Raw genomic sequence first — 14,119 nt, 5'->3', positions numbered from 1 at the left:
GCCCGAAATCACGTAAACGCGCCTATGGTCGATGCCATGGCCCACAGCATAAACACCCCGGCGGCAAGCGACGCGCCGTTAACCACGATGCCAGCCAGGCCGAGCAAACGATTGTCGTTTGGACGACCCAGCGCCATCAGCCCGAAGACCGCGCCGGTAAGATGCGCCAATGGCCCGACCAGGAAAAATACCGCCATGAAGAAGCCTGTCACACTGTGCTGGATAAGCACGGACGCGTCGCTGGGCATTGCCATCAACGCGGTGATCGCCATCGCGCCTGCCACCAATGCAGCCAGCGCTAGAACAACGGACCATTCGCCGAACCTGCTTTTCGCAACGACGCCCAGCAAAGCGGCGTCGCTTCTTCCCCATTGTGCCATCGTATCCCCTGCCCCTCGTTCAGCGCGTTGCGGGTTTGAACCGATCCACGCGTCACGCTTAGTTACTCCCGTATCGTTGCAAAACCGCTAAGAACCCCAGCTTCAGGCCCAATGGCCGCTTTTGGGCAGCCATCCATCAAAACCGATGCTCGGCATAAAACTCCAGCACGCGCTGCTTGAAGGTCTTGTCGCCGACCGCCAGCATATGGTCGCGGCCTTCGATGTGAAAAGCCCTGGCGTTCGGCATCAGGGCGGCGAGTTCATCCGGCGAGCCGCCGATGTCGTCCTTGGTTCCCACCGCAATCAAGGTCGGCTGGGCAATGCGGGCAATGTCGGCCTCGCTCAGCAATTCGCGCGAGGTGGCGATGCAGGCGGCGAGCGCGCGGCGATCGCTGCGGGTCTGATCGGCGAAGGCGCGGAACGAGCGGCCGCGCGGATCGCTGGTGCCTGACGGATCGTCGGCCAGAAGGGCGTCGGCTATCGGATCCCAATCGCCGACGCCGTCGACCATGCCGATGCCGAGACCGCCGAAGACCAGCGTCGCCACCTTGTCCGGGTCGGAGAGCGCCAGGAAGGCCGATATGCGCGCGCCCATCGAGTAACCCATGACATGAGCGCGTTCGATGCCGAGATGGTTCAAAAGCGCTGCCGCGTCCGACGCCATTTTTGCCGGCGTGTAGTCAGCTTCGTCATAGCTCTTCGACGACGAGCCATGGCCGCGATTATCGAAGGCGATCGCACGATAGCCGGCGTCGTTCAGCGTCTTGAACCAGCCGGGCGACACCCAGTTGACGTAATGGCTCGAGGCAAAGCCGTGGATCATCAGCACCGGATCGCCCTGCCCCGATGCCGGCTGGCGGTCAAGGAAAGCAAGGTCGAAACCGTCATGTGAGAAGAACTGCATCGGCTGAAGATCCTGCCCGCTCAGTCGGAATCGACACTCGGCGCATCGCCCTTGTCGGGCGGCGGCATGGCCGGCCCCGGCGCCGTGCCGATGGCCGGATGGCGCAGCAGGTCGCCGTCCTTAATGCCCTTTTTGGCGGCCGTGCCCGCCTTGAGCTCGAGCACGAAGCGCACCGGTTCGTCCGGCGAGATGATCGCCTCCGACTGCGGCTCGCCTTGCTCGATCGCCCGGATCCGGCCGTCCTGTCCGACGAAGATCAGGTCGAGCGGCATCGGCGTGTTCTTCATCCAGAAACTCACATCCTGCGGCGCGCCGAACACGAACAGCATGCCGTGATTGTCGGCCATGTGCCGGCGGAACATCAGCCCGGCTTCGCGCTCGGCGGGCGTGTCGGCGATTTCCACGGAAAAAGAACGCTCGCCGGCCTTCGTCACCGCGACCAGCGGCGCCGGGTCGACGGGAAGGATCATCGCCTTGCCGTCGGCGGAGCTCGGTTGCTGAAAATAGAAGAACGCACTTGCGGCGACGATGAGGAAAATCCCGGCGCAGAGCGCGCCCGCCGTCAGCCGGTTGCTGTGAACCATATGAAATCCTCGGCCGGAACTAATGCGAGACCGGCAAGGTACCCATATCGGGGTGAATTTCGGCAGCCATAAGGCCTTTGTCGCCGCGTCCGAAGCGGACCAGCACCACCTGGCCCGGCCGGAGTTCGGTGATGCCGTAGCGGCGCAGCGTCTCCATGTGGACGAAAATGTCCTCGGTGCCCTCGCCCCGGGTCAGAAAGCCGAACCCCTTGGTGCGGTTGAACCATTTGACCAGCGCCCGTTCGAGGCCGCTTTCCGGCGTCACCGCGACATGGGTGCGCTGCTCCTGCAGCTCCGCCGGATGCACCGCCGTGGTGACATCCATCGAGAGCACGCGGAAGGCCTGCAACCCGCGCTCGCCCTGCTTGACCAGGCAGACGACACGGGCGCCTTCCAGGGCGGTCTGAAAACCGTCCTTTCGAAGGCATGTCACATGGAGGAGGATGTCGCCCGAAGTACCATCATCGGGAAGGATGAAACCGTAGCCCTTGGCCACGTCGAACCATTTGATGGCGCCGGCGATTTCGATGAGATCGGCCGTATCGGCGCTCTCATCCCGCTTCAACGCATCGTTACCGGCCCCGTCCCGCCCCATGAAAGAGGCCTTTTCCCCCATAAGAACGCCCCCTTTTTTCAACAAACACCGCAACTGATTCTTGGTATCAGATTAACACCGCGGCTTCCGGTGTGTGCAAGACCTGACGTGCCTTTTTTCACGGTTCCGTACAGGAATAGCGGATTTGCCGTTTGCCGGCGCCGGCAAGCGTGGCCAATTGCCCTTTGGCCGGGCCGCCCCTATGTTGCGCCGCAACGCAACATAAGGAGGAAATCATGCGCTATCTGCACACCATGGTCCGTGTCGCCGACATCGATGCTTCGCTCGATTTCTACTGCAACAAGCTTGGCCTCAAGGAAGTGCGCCGCCATGAAAACGAGCAAGGCCGCTACACGCTGATCTTCCTTGCCGCCCCCGAAGACGAGCAAAGCGGCATCAGCGAGAAAGCGCCGCTGGTCGAGCTGACCTACAATTGGGACCCGGAAGACTACAAGGGCGGCCGCAATTTCGGCCATCTCGCCTATGAGGTCGACGACATCTACGCCACCTGTCAGCGGCTGATGGACAAGGGCGTTACCATCAACCGGCCGCCGCGCGACGGCAACATGGCGTTCGTCAAATCGCCGGACGGCATCTCGATCGAGCTGTTGCAGAAAGGTCCGGCCAAGCCGAAGGCCGAGCCGTGGGCGTCGATGCCGAACACCGGCAGCTGGTAACCGATCACGCCATCTTGAACGGACGCAGGCGGGCCCTGGTTCGGTTTTCGCGTCCGCATTCCCAAGGAGAATTCATTCATGCCGGCCAGCCATGTCGACGTCGCCACCGAACACGCCAGCCGCTATCTGCAGCAGCTGTGCAAACATTGGGCGCACAAGTTCCCCGTCGAATTCGACCCGAACCACGGCACCATCGATCTGACGCTCGGCCGCACGGTTCTCGATGCCGACCCGGCTGCGCTGCACATTGCCGTGACGACCGATGAAGCCGGGTCGCTCGAGCGCCTGGAAACGGTCGTCGCCGAGCACATCAAGCGCTTCGCCTTCCGTGAAGAGCTGGCATTCGACTGGAAACGCGCTCCGACCGCGTAGACGACCTGTCAACCGCCGGCCTTGGCCATGTCCAGCAGCATCAGCACGGTGCGCCAATTGCGCGCCGTGCCCGGCACCTTCAGAACGCGCGGAATTTGATTGGCAAACACGGATTTGCCGAGCCCGTCAGGCGCATGCAGGTAGAGCACGTCGCCCTTGATCTCGAAGCGTTCTGGCCCGGTGCATTTTTCCGCCAGCCGGGCGACCTCCTCGGCGGTCGGCCGGCGCTCCAGCGCATAGGCATGCAGCTTGGTCGGCTCGCCGGCCACTTCCGGATAGGGATTGTCCGCCGCCAGCCGCTCGAGCCAGCCGAGATCGCGCACCATGATGCGTGAATGGAACCCCCATTTCTTCTCGAATTCCGCTTCCAACCGCTTGGTCAGCGTCGCCCCATCGCCATCTGGCGACCGGAACACGGCGTTGCCGCTCTGCACATAGGTGGCGACATCGGAGAAGCCGAGCTGCTCCAAAAATGACCTGAGTTCCGCCATCTTAACGATGCGGTTGCCGCCGACATTGATGCCGGAAAACAGCGCGATAAAATCCTTCGCCGGAGCGTTCGGAAGATCGTTGCTGCTCATATGATGAACCCGGCGAGCGTCTCGTTGTCCGTGATGTCCTGGTAATGGACGCTCTCGGCGTCGAAATTCGCCTTGAGCAGGTCGAAATTGCGGCGGTCCTTGGTTTCGATGCCGATCAGCACCGAACCGAAATTGCGCGCCGATTTCTTCAGATATTCGAAGCGGGCGATATCGTCGTCGGGACCCAGCAATTCGAGGAAATCGCGCAGCGCGCCGGGCCGTTGCGGGAAGCGGATGATGAAGTATTTCTTCAAGCCCTCGAACCGCAGCGCCCGTTCCTTCACATCCGGCAGCCGCTCGAAATCGAAATTGCCGCCCGACACCACGGCAACGATGGTCTTGCCCCTGATTTCCTTCCTGGAAAAATCCTTGAGCGCATCGATCGCCAGCGCGCCGGCCGGCTCGAGCACGACGCCTTCGACATTGAGCATTTCGATCATGGTCGCGCAGAGCCGGTTTTCCGGGATCAGCCGCACGGTGTCGGTGGCAAACTCCTTCAGGTGGCGCAACGGCTCGCGGCCGATCTCGGCCACTGCTGCGCCGTCGACGAAATTGTCGACCTTGGCGAGCTTGATCCGCTTTCCGGCGGCAAGGCTCTCGCTCAAACTCGGGGCGCCGGCCGGCTCGCAAAAGACGAAGCGCGTTTCGCGGTGCTGGTCGGCGAAATAATGGGTGACGCCGGCGGCCAGGCCGCCGCCGCCGACCGGCAGCATGACGATATCAGCCATGCGCGCGCCGGGCATCTGGCCTGATATCTCATAGGCGACGGTCGCCTGCCCTTCGATGATGTCCTTGTGGTCGAACGGCGGCACCATGTGGGCGCCGGCAGTTTCGGTGAATTCAAGTGCCGCGCGGTAGCAGTCGTCGAAGAAATCGCCGACCAGCCTGATCTCGACGAACGCGCCGCCGAACAGCCGCGTCTTGTCGATCTTCTGCTGCGGCGTGGTCACCGGCATGAAGACGACGCCCTTCTTGCCGAAATGGCGGCAGACGAAGGCAAAGCCCTGCGCATGATTGCCGGCCGAGGCGCAGACAAACAGCTCGGCAGCGTTGCCGGCGGCGAGCGTCTTGCGGAAGAAGTTGAAGGCGCCCCGGATCTTGTAGGAGCGCACCGGCGTCAGGTCCTCGCGCTTCAGCAGCACCCGCGCGCCGGTCTTCTTCGACAGATAGTCGTTTTCCTGCAGCGGCGTCTCCGGAAAGATCTCGCGGATCGCGGCAGCGGCGGCAGCGACGCGAGAGGAGAAACTGGTCATGGCTGGAGCACCCCACAGGCTAGGCGAATTCGGTCCCGCTATTGCATATCCGGCCTCGCGAAGCCATTGTCCGGCCACCCGAAAGGGTGTTCCCAAAACCTCGTTGGCCGTTAGGAGCGTGTGTTCATGCCTGTCGCATCGGTGGCCCAGAAAACCGTGTCGCTGCCGGAGTTCGGCGAGCCGACGGTGATGCCGCTGGTTACGCGCGCCACCTATGAGGCCCGCATAGCGGCACTGGTCGCGCGCGGCGGGTTCGATGCCTTCGTCGTCTATGGCGACCGCGAACATGCGGCCAATGTCGCCTACCTCTGCGGCTACGATCCGCGCTTCGAGGAGACGCTGCTGGTCATCGTTCCCGGCAAGCCGCCGAAACTGCTGGTCGGCAATGAGGGCTGGGGCTATGCCGAGATCTGCGACGGGCCGTACGAGCGCGTGCTCTACCAGACGTTTTCGCTGCCGGCGCAGCCGCGCGACCGCTCGCAACCGCTGGCCGACATCCTCGTCGGTTGCGGCCTGAAAGCCGGCCAGCGCATCGGCGCCATCGGCTGGAAGCCGTTCGGCCCCGGCGATGCGGGTTTTGGCGAAACGACGCTCGACCTGCCGTCCTTCATCGCCGACACGCTGCGCAGCCTTGCCGGCGATAGGGGCGTGATCATCAACGCGGCGAACCTTTTGATGAACCCTGCCGACGGCCTGCGCGCCATCAACGAGGCCGACCAACTGGCCGCGTTCGAATTCGCCGCGACCTATTCCTCGCAAGGCCTGCGCAATGTCCTGCAAGGCATCGAACCCGGCATGACCGAATTGCAGGCGGCGCGGCTGATGGGCATCAACGGCCTGCCGCAATGCTGCCACCCGATGCTGTCGGCCGGCAGGCGGGCGGCCTATGGCCTGCCGAGCCCGCGTCTTGACGTCATCAAGCGCGGCGACCCGATCACCATGGCCTATGGCATCCAGGGCTCGCTCAATGCCCGCGCCGGTTTTCTGGTCGAGGACGCGGCCGAGCTTCCGAGGGGCATCCAGGACTATGTCGAGAAGCTGGTCGCGCCCTATTTCTGCGCCGTCGTCGACTGGTACGAGACGGTCGGCATCGGCGTTCCCGGCGGCGCGTTGTGGCAAGCGGTGCACGAGCGCATCGGCGATCGGTTCTTCGGCGTAGCGCTCAACCCCGGCCATCTCATCCATATCGACGAATGGATGCATTCGCCGGTATTTTCCGGCTCCGACATCAGATTGAAGTCGGGCATGGCGTTGCAGGTCGACATCATCCCGGCGACCGGCACCGATTATTTCACCACAAACATCGAGGACGGCATCGCGCTGGCCGACGAGGCGCTGCGCGAAGAGATCGCGGCGCGCTATCCCGAAGCCTGGCGCCGCATCGAGGCGCGCCGCGCCTTCATGCGCGACGTGCTTGGCATAAGACTGAAGCCGGAAGTGCTGCCGTTTTCCAACATTCCGGCGTTCCTGCCGCCGTTCTGGCTTTCGCGCAACAGTGCGATGGCAGTCGCGCGGCGCTGAGCGCATTTCGGGCGCCTGCGACTTACTTCTGCCGCACTTCGCCTGTCCGGGAGGTGCGGCGGAGGTGGATGGGCCTTTGGTCAGGCCGGAGTGGAATTGCTTAAGTGCCCTTGAAGACGATTTGCATCATTGTCCTTGCCGCGCTGCTCGCCGGCTGCGGCGGCCGCCAAACCGAGGAACTGCTCGGCAGCGCCATGATGGCAGTGCCGGTGACGGAAATCGCCGGCAATCACTCGATCTTCATCGCCACGACGCGCAAGCGCTCCGACGATCCCAACAAGGTCTTCGACGGCGAGCGTTCGGCGACGCTGAACTATGCCCGCGTCAACGTCACCGTCCCCGGCATTCACAAGACAGGCCAGATCGAGCGGCGCTCGCGCGGCAAGTCGGACGATCCGGCCAAATACTTCATGGCTTCCGAGGTCGTCGGCTACGACACCCAGCCGAAATTCTCCAGCGCCCTCAGCGCCGACATCGCGGCGCGCGGCGGCCGTGTCATGGTCTTCGTCCACGGCTACAACACCGGCTTCGACGACGCAGTCTACCGCGTCACCCAGATCACCCATGATTCCGGCTATCCGGGCACGCCGGTGCTGTTTTCCTGGGCGTCGGGCGCCAAGACCACCGACTACGTCTACGACAAGGAAAGCGCCAGCGTTGCCCGCGACCAGCTGGAAGTGACGTTGAGAATGCTGGCGCAGACCGGCGCGCGACGCATCGACATCGTTGCCCATTCGCTGGGGACCTGGGTTACCATGGAGGCGTTGCGCCAGCTCGCCATCACCGGCGACCGTGATCTGGGCGGCAAGCTCGGCGACGTCGTGCTGGCCTCGCCCGACATCGACGTCGACGTGTTCAAGAGCCAGATGCGCCGCTACGGCAAGCCGGACAAGCCGTTCATCCTGCTGCTCTCCGACGACGACCGGGCGCTGCGGCTCTCCGGCCTGATCGCCGGTGCGCGGCCGCGCGTCGGCGACTACAAGAACGCCGCCGACCTCGCCAGCTATGGCGTGTCGGTCGTCGATCTCTCCAGCGTCAAGGGAACCGACCGCTTCAACCACACCAAATTCGCCGATAATCCGGAATTGGTGCAGTTGATCGGCCAGAAGCTGCGCGAGGATGACGGGTTTGCCAGCGACCGCGAGGTGACAGACCGCATCGCCTCGGTCGGACAATAGCTGCATTGCGCGGCAGCGACCGTTGACCATTGCCGCACCATCGGAACAGTTTGAACTGGACCGTGCCGGCCTCTGCCTCTATCGAATAGGCCAAGACGTCTCCGGCTCGACGTCGCCTTTGCGGGAGCCCGCGTGATCGTGCCTTCGAAGATCTTTCTCGTCGTTGCGTTCGCGCTCGCGGTTACCGGCTGCGCCGGCCAGAACACGCACGATCTGCTCAACAAGACGACGATCATCGTGCCTGCTTCGGACATTGCGGCGACGCACAGGATCTTCGTCGCCACAACCCGGCAAAAGGCAATGAAAGAGCCCCGGCAGGTGTTCGACGGCGACCGTTCGCCGACCACCAGCTTTGCCAGCGTCGAGGTGACGGTGCCCAAAATCCACCAGCTCGGCGCCATCGAGCGGGTCAAGGGCTCGGCCAACAGCAATCCGGCGAAGGATTTCACGGCGACCGGCGTCACCTTCTACGAAGGCGCGCCGCAATTCGCCAAGGCGGTCGGCGCCGACATCGCCATGCGCGGCGACCGCGCGCTGGTTTTCGTGCACGGCTTCAACAACGGCTTCGATGACGGTATCTACCGGCTGACGCAGATCGCGCACGACACGAAATACCCAGGCACGCCGGTGCTGTTTTCGTGGGCGTCGAGCGGCAAGACGACCGGCTACATCTACGACAAGGAAAGCGCCAATGCGGCGCGCGACGATCTCGAAGCGACGCTGCGCATGCTCGCCAAGAGCCGCGCCAAGAGCATCGACATCATTGCCCATTCGATGGGGACCTGGGTGACCATGGAAGCGTTGCGCCAGCTTGCCATCACCGGCGACCGCGACCTCGGCGGCAAGCTCGGCTACGTCATCCTGGCCTCACCCGATATCGACGTCGACGTGTTCAAGAAGCAGATGAACCGCTACGGCAAGCCCGACAAGCCGTTCGCCGTGCTGCTTTCGGGCGACGACCGGGCGCTCAGGCTGTCGACCCTGATCTCCGGCGACAAGCCACGCGTCGGCGACTATGGCGACGCGGCCGACCTCGCCAGCTATGGCGTCTCGGTGGTCGACCTGACCAAGACCAAGGGCGGCGACCGGCTGAACCACGCCAAATTCGCCGACAACCCGTTCCTGGTGCAGCTGCTCGGCGACCGCCTGCGCGCCCCGGCCGGCCTCGCCTCCGAAGAGACCGCGCCGGCCCAGCTCGACAATCTCGGCCAGGGCCTCGGCAAGGCCGTCGGCTCGGTCGCCGAAATCGTCATCACCACGCCGTTCAAAGTGCTGACCATCGCCACCGGCGGGTGAGCGATCGCTGAGCGGTCACTGTTGACGTCAGTTCGGAACAAAGCGCACGGCAGCGATCCTTCGCGCCCCCCTCTGTCCTGCCGGACATCTCCCCCTCTAGTGGGGAGATTGGCCGCCACTTTCGGCTTTCGCCAATCTCCAACTCTGACGAACAACGCGCTGTCGACGAAACTGCCAATCTCCCCCCTTGAGGGGGAGATGTCCGGCAGGACAGAGGGGGGCGCTGTCCCTCCAGGGTTCAATGATTCTTCAAACGAACAAATCAACCTTCTGAAAAGTTGTCACGTCAATCAGGCCGACGTCGGAAATTCTGAGCTCGGGGATGACGACCAGCGCCAGCAGCGAGTGCTGCATGTAGGCGTTGTTGAGCGAGCAGCCCATCTGCCGCATGGCGTCGCTGAGCTTGTCGGCCTTGGCGGCGACGATTTCGGCGCGCTCGTCCGACATCAGCCCGGCGATCCGCATTTCGACCAGCGCCAGCTCCTTGCCGTTGGAAAACAGCACGACGCCGCCGCCGACCTCGCCCAGCCGGTTCACGGCCAGAGCCATATCCTGCTTGTTGGTGCCGACGACGATGATGTGGTGGGCATCGTGGGCCACGCTCGACGCCATGGCGCAATCGCCGATATAGCCGAAGCCGGAGACGAAGGCGTTGGTGACGCCGCCGGTGCCCTTGTGGCGCTCGACCAGCGCGATCTGGCAGACATCGTTGCGGCGGTCCATGGCGACCAGCCCGTCCTCGACGGCAAGATCGGCCTCCAGCGCCCGCGTCGGCGCCTGATTCTCGATCACGCCGATGACGCGCACCCGCACCTCGTTGGCGCCCATGGGTGCGGCGATGTCGAAGTCGCCGGGCTTGAGCTTCCTGCCGAGCTTGACGGTGTTCTTCGCCGTCTTCGGATAGTCGTAGGCCGGAATGTCGATTTCGAGCTTGCCGCCCTTGGCCAGCCTGACGCCGCGGCCATAGACCTCGTCGATGGTCATTTCGGCGAGGTCGGAGACGATCAGCAGATCGGCGAGCCGTCCCGGCGCGATCGAGCCGATCTCGCGCTCCAGCCGGAAATGCTGGGCGGTGTTGAGCGTCGCCATCTGGATCGCCGTCACCGGCTTCAAGCCCTGGCTGATGGCGTGGCGCACGACCCGGTCCATATGGCCTTCGTGCACCAGCGTGCCGGAGTGGCTGTCGTCGGTGCACAGGATGAAGTTGCGCGGGTCGAGGCCGCTCTCGGTCACCGCCTTGATCTGCGAGGCCACGTCGTACCAGGCCGAGCCCAGCCGCAGCATCGCCTTCATGCCCTGGCGGACGCGCGCGATGGCGTCCTCGGCGCGCGTGCCTTCGTGATCGTCCTCGGGGCCGCCGGCGACATAGCCGTGGAACGGCAGGCCGAGATCGCGCGAGGCATAATGCCCGCCGACCGTCTTGCCGGCCCTCACCGTCGCGGCGATCTCGCCCGACATCACCGGATCGTTGGCGGCGACGCCGGGAAAATTCATCACCTCGCCGAGCCCGATGATGTTTTCCCAGCTCATCGCTTCGGCAACGTCGGCGACGGTCAGTTCGGCGCCGGCATGCTCCAGCCCCGGTGCCGAAGGCACGCAGGACGGCATCTGCACGAGTACATTGACCGGCATGGCGACGGCCTCGTCATGCATCAGCCGCACGCCCGGCAGGCCGAGCACGTTGGCGATCTCATGCGGATCGATGAACATCGAAGTTGTGCCATGCGGGATCACCGCGCGGCAGAATTCCGTCACCGTCACCATGCCGCTCTCGACATGCATATGCGCGTCGCAAAGCCCCGGCACCAGATAGCGGCCGCCGGCATCGACCACCTTGGTGCCCTGGCCGATGGCATGGCCGGCGTTCGGCCCGCAATAGGCAAAGCGGCCGCCGGCAATGGCGATGTCGGTGCCGGCGATGATCTCGCCCGAATGGACGTTGACCCAGCGCCCGTTGCGGATGACGAGATCGGCGGGCTTGCGGCCCATGGCGACATCGACCAGATGCGTCGCCATCTCGGGCCAGGGTTTTGGTTTCGTCGCATTGGCGGTCTTCGGCATCAACAGGCTCCTCTTTGCCCGACTGTGCCAAGCCGCGAGGATTTTGACCAGCGAGGAAGTAAGCGCGGACGGCGAAGTTGCAGATCTCCCCCCTCGAGGCAGGGCTGTCGCATTTGGATTCTTACGAAGATGGACCCCCACCCTAACCCTCCCCACAAGGGGGAGGGAATGCTGCCGCGCGCCCTTACTTCCCCTTTTGGCGCCGAAAGGCAGGCAAATTTGCCGAGGTCAGCGCCAACGGAAGTCTCCCTCCCCCTTGTGGGGAGGGGTTAGGGGTGGGGGTACGTCGTAGAGCGAAAGCCTCGGCGTTCCATCTGCGATAGCCCTGCCCTCGAGGGGGAGATGTCGCCGAAAGCGACAGAGGGGTCGCCTATCCACGCGCGACGACCCCCTCTGGCCTGCCGGCCATCTCCCCCTCTAGGAGGGAGATCGATGCGCCATGGCCTTCGCCAATCGCCAAGGGCATTTTGTGCCGGCCGCAGCAACTTTGTTCTTGCTTTGTGCCGGCAGCTATGCTACTAATTTGGGTATGGTGCCAATTGGCTCCAACGACCCGCCTCCCGAGGCGGGTTTTTCTGTTATGGCGCCATTCACGGCAAAATGGCCCAAGCGGAATACGATTCCGTTGCGGCCAAGCAGCTTTCGTCTGGTTAGAGGATCCTTCTGAATCGACGGTCGCGGCGTTCGACGCACTCGTTCGAGCCTTCAGCCGAAATCAATTCGATCCCGAACTGTCATTTCTTGCTCGGATCGTCTGCCGGGTTGACGTAGGTGATCTTGAATGGCCCCTCGCCATGAACCTGGATGATCGTATCGCTTGTCGTCCAGGCGAAGTGATTCATTCCGGCCGGCGCGACGCCGAAACCGCCAGCAGTCAGTTCGACGCCTTTCGCCTCGTCGAACTTATCGCCCATTCCAATATGGAAGTTGCCGGAAAGCACCGTTACGTATTCCGTGGTGGGATGATTATGTGCGGCAATTTTGTAGCCCGCAGGTGTCTTCAACCGCAGCACAAAAGCGCCGTCCTTTGAGGGATCTCCAGCGACAACAGCCATTTCCGCGCCAGCGGGAATGACAGCAGGAGCAGGGCCCCATTTGATGTCTTTGGCGTTCATCGGCATCTCATCGGCAAACAGAGGCGCCGTCCCAACAAGCAGCAGTGCCAGGGCAGAGGCAAGCTTGAGCATGACAATCTCCCAGTGTCTGTAGAGGACGGCGTCGAGTATCGGCGCGCCGATCCACTTGCCAATTGGAGTCTATCAGGGCAGAGCGCCCGAACGCATCCTGCGAACGGGGGACGCGCATTCGCGGTAGCCGCGGAAGCTGCCGCTAAAAACATTTCCAGGTGACGACGAGTTAGACAACTACGCCAAGGGTGGCTCCAGAAGAGGAAATCGAATTAAATCAGCACAATCTTAGAGGTGCGTGAGGCGGTTTCTCAAGCACCAGCACATGACTGCCAAGAGGTGATGTGTGAGTGCTCTTAACCTTGAACCCCTCGTCAGAAAGCGTTTCGATAAATTCGCCATCCGTTCCAGGCGGAACGCGGGCAACGACGTTCGAGGTGCGCCTCACAATATTGGAAAGCACCCTTCGTGCCTTGTCCGGGCCGATGTTGCGCTGCATGTGCTGATAGACGGCCAGCAGCAGGACGATATCGTATTTCGGTAGAAGGATATTGCCGAGGCGCCGGCTGCCGAGGTTTAGGCGATCGAACCTGGCATGTACCGGGGAGCCACTCAACAACATCTTTGCGGTCTCGATGTGCGGCTTGGCCGATCCCGTGGATCGAACTGGGTTTCAGCTTGGATATCTCATAGGCGACAACACCCATATTGCAGCCAACATCGAGAATGGATTTCCCAGCATAGTCGATCTCCAATGAGAATATCCCGTCCAGTCTATCCTCCCATGTTCCTGCAAAACCTCTTTTGAACCTTGACCACCACAAATCATATACTCCTAAATTAGAGATCGCCGAAATATAGCGCTCGTTACCTTCTACTATTCATAAGTCGTGGCCAAGAAAAGCCTGCCCCCCACAAAAACACAGAAAAGCATCATGGACACCACGTTCAAGGGCGCTGCGAGGCGCCTTGCTGATCTCAACTTGCGGGAAACTAGGCGCTCGCATTGGAGTAGGAGAGGACGGTGTTTAGGACATCGCCTTCAAAGCTAGTCCAGCCAACCCATTAACGCATCACGACCACGATCTCCCGGCAGTCGCCTGATGGCTCAGAACCGCAAGGGCATCCATCGTCTGATGCAGCACAGCGACCTCTGCGACATCGGCAAGTGGGAGGTCATAGAGGTGTGGCGCAGCATCCGCGAACACATCCCAGGACTGTCCGACACCGTGGTCTACACAACGCGGCATACGTGCTGCTCGTGGCAGATCATCCGTGGCATCGACATCCGGCGCGTCCAAATCTGGATGGGTCAAAAGTCGATCCAGACCACCCTGAACTACGCCCACCTCGCACCCAATCACTTGCTCGACAACCTGACCGCCTCGAAGGTGGCGCGGCTCCGAGGCTCGTGGTAGTGAACGGCAAATCCTAAGCCGACCGTGTGGGAAAGCCATGTGGGAGACCGGTGGGATTTCCCCACAATGTGGGAAGTGGGCGTGGCGGAACTGGTATACGCAGCAGACTTAAAATCTGCCGGTGTTTCAAGCACTTACGGGTTCAAATCCCGTCGCCCACACCAAGCCTCGC

General features: G+C 62.7%; 15 protein-coding genes and 1 tRNA gene. 7 read left to right on the top strand and 9 right to left on the bottom strand.

Annotated features, from left to right (window positions below):
- Window positions 1-8 precede the first annotated feature (8 nt).
- The 4 genes from NKH93_RS12435 to NKH93_RS12420 all read right to left on the bottom strand — a co-directional run bounded on the left by NKH93_RS12435 (window position 9) and on the right by NKH93_RS12420 (window position 2,463).
- Window positions 9-380: a hypothetical protein gene (locus NKH93_RS12435; RefSeq protein WP_352472741.1), complete on the bottom strand. Its 372-nt coding sequence runs from the start codon at window positions 378-380 to the stop codon at window positions 9-11.
- Window positions 381-516: 136 nt separating this feature from the next.
- On the bottom strand, window positions 517-1,284 hold the full coding sequence (locus NKH93_RS12430) for an alpha/beta fold hydrolase (RefSeq protein WP_352970514.1): 768 nt from the start codon (window positions 1,282-1,284) through the stop codon (window positions 517-519).
- A gap of 20 nt (window positions 1,285-1,304) precedes the next feature.
- Window positions 1,305-1,868 (bottom strand): DUF192 domain-containing protein, encoded by a 564-nt coding sequence (locus NKH93_RS12425; protein ID WP_352970512.1) that lies wholly within the window; start codon window positions 1,866-1,868, stop codon window positions 1,305-1,307.
- A gap of 19 nt (window positions 1,869-1,887) precedes the next feature.
- Complete coding sequence (locus NKH93_RS12420) at window positions 1,888-2,463, bottom strand: cold-shock protein (RefSeq protein ID WP_352541457.1); 576 nt, start codon at window positions 2,461-2,463, stop codon at window positions 1,888-1,890.
- 236 nt (window positions 2,464-2,699) lie between these two features.
- On the opposite strand from NKH93_RS12420, the gene gloA reads away from it, so the two are divergent.
- Both gloA and NKH93_RS12410 read left to right on the top strand, forming a co-directional pair.
- Complete coding sequence (gene gloA, locus NKH93_RS12415) at window positions 2,700-3,140, top strand: lactoylglutathione lyase (protein ID WP_352541390.1); 441 nt, start codon at window positions 2,700-2,702, stop codon at window positions 3,138-3,140.
- 78 nt (window positions 3,141-3,218) lie between these two features.
- Entirely contained in the window at window positions 3,219-3,512 is a 294-nt protein-coding gene (locus NKH93_RS12410) for a DUF2218 domain-containing protein (protein ID WP_352472739.1), read from the top strand.
- 8 nt (window positions 3,513-3,520) lie between these two features.
- Here NKH93_RS12410 and NKH93_RS12405 read toward each other — a convergent pair whose 3' ends face one another.
- Both NKH93_RS12405 and ilvA read right to left on the bottom strand, forming a co-directional pair.
- Complete coding sequence (locus NKH93_RS12405; RefSeq protein WP_352541391.1) at window positions 3,521-4,093, bottom strand: DUF1697 domain-containing protein; 573 nt, start codon at window positions 4,091-4,093, stop codon at window positions 3,521-3,523.
- Entirely contained in the window at window positions 4,090-5,346 is a 1,257-nt protein-coding gene (ilvA, locus tag NKH93_RS12400) for a threonine ammonia-lyase IlvA (RefSeq protein ID WP_352541392.1), read from the bottom strand. The genes NKH93_RS12405 and ilvA overlap by 4 nt, the downstream gene beginning before the upstream one ends.
- Before the next feature lie 126 nt (window positions 5,347-5,472).
- Here ilvA and NKH93_RS12395 point away from each other — a divergent pair, with 126 nt between their 5' ends.
- The 3 genes from NKH93_RS12395 (at window position 5,473) to NKH93_RS12385 (ending at window position 9,341) form a co-directional block, all read left to right on the top strand.
- On the top strand, window positions 5,473-6,867 hold the full coding sequence (locus NKH93_RS12395; protein ID WP_352970509.1) for a hypothetical protein: 1,395 nt from the start codon (window positions 5,473-5,475) through the stop codon (window positions 6,865-6,867).
- 104 nt (window positions 6,868-6,971) lie between these two features.
- A complete protein-coding gene (locus tag NKH93_RS12390) occupies window positions 6,972-8,045 on the top strand; it encodes an alpha/beta hydrolase (RefSeq protein ID WP_352451120.1) in 1,074 nt (357 codons plus the stop codon).
- A gap of 132 nt (window positions 8,046-8,177) precedes the next feature.
- Window positions 8,178-9,341 carry an alpha/beta hydrolase gene (locus NKH93_RS12385; RefSeq protein ID WP_352541394.1) on the top strand — a complete coding sequence of 388 codons (1,164 nt, stop codon included), beginning with the start codon at window positions 8,178-8,180 and terminating at the stop codon, window positions 9,339-9,341.
- A 249-nt stretch (window positions 9,342-9,590) separates the two neighbouring features.
- Here the strand turns inward: NKH93_RS12385 and ade are convergent, their stop codons facing one another.
- The 3 genes from ade to NKH93_RS12370 all read right to left on the bottom strand — a co-directional run bounded on the left by ade (window position 9,591) and on the right by NKH93_RS12370 (window position 13,151).
- Window positions 9,591-11,402, bottom strand: a complete 1,812-nt coding sequence (gene ade / locus NKH93_RS12380) for an adenine deaminase (protein ID WP_352970506.1) — start codon at window positions 11,400-11,402, stop codon at window positions 9,591-9,593.
- Between the two features lie 734 nt (window positions 11,403-12,136).
- Window positions 12,137-12,589 carry a cupin domain-containing protein gene (locus tag NKH93_RS12375; RefSeq protein WP_352474063.1) on the bottom strand — a complete coding sequence of 151 codons (453 nt, stop codon included), beginning with the start codon at window positions 12,587-12,589 and terminating at the stop codon, window positions 12,137-12,139.
- A 217-nt stretch (window positions 12,590-12,806) separates the two neighbouring features.
- The gene (locus tag NKH93_RS12370) at window positions 12,807-13,151 is read right to left on the bottom strand and encodes a hypothetical protein (protein ID WP_352970504.1); all 345 of its coding nucleotides are present in this window, start codon (window positions 13,149-13,151) and stop codon (window positions 12,807-12,809) included.
- Between the two features lie 481 nt (window positions 13,152-13,632).
- Between NKH93_RS12370 and NKH93_RS12365 the strand changes: the two genes are divergently transcribed.
- Both NKH93_RS12365 and NKH93_RS12360 read left to right on the top strand, forming a co-directional pair.
- Window positions 13,633-13,947, top strand: coding sequence for a tyrosine-type recombinase/integrase (locus NKH93_RS12365; RefSeq protein WP_352970502.1), 315 nt, complete (start codon window positions 13,633-13,635; stop codon window positions 13,945-13,947).
- 75 nt (window positions 13,948-14,022) lie between these two features.
- Window positions 14,023-14,111 (top strand) — tRNA-Leu (locus NKH93_RS12360).
- Window positions 14,112-14,119 lie beyond the last annotated feature (8 nt).

The sequence above is a fragment of the Mesorhizobium sp. M0954 genome (genome assembly GCF_040319155.1).
In the GTDB taxonomy this organism is placed as follows: Bacteria; Pseudomonadota; Alphaproteobacteria; order Rhizobiales; family Rhizobiaceae; genus Mesorhizobium.
Note: the sequence above shows the minus strand (reverse complement) of the source record. Positions and strands in the feature narration are given on the sequence as shown.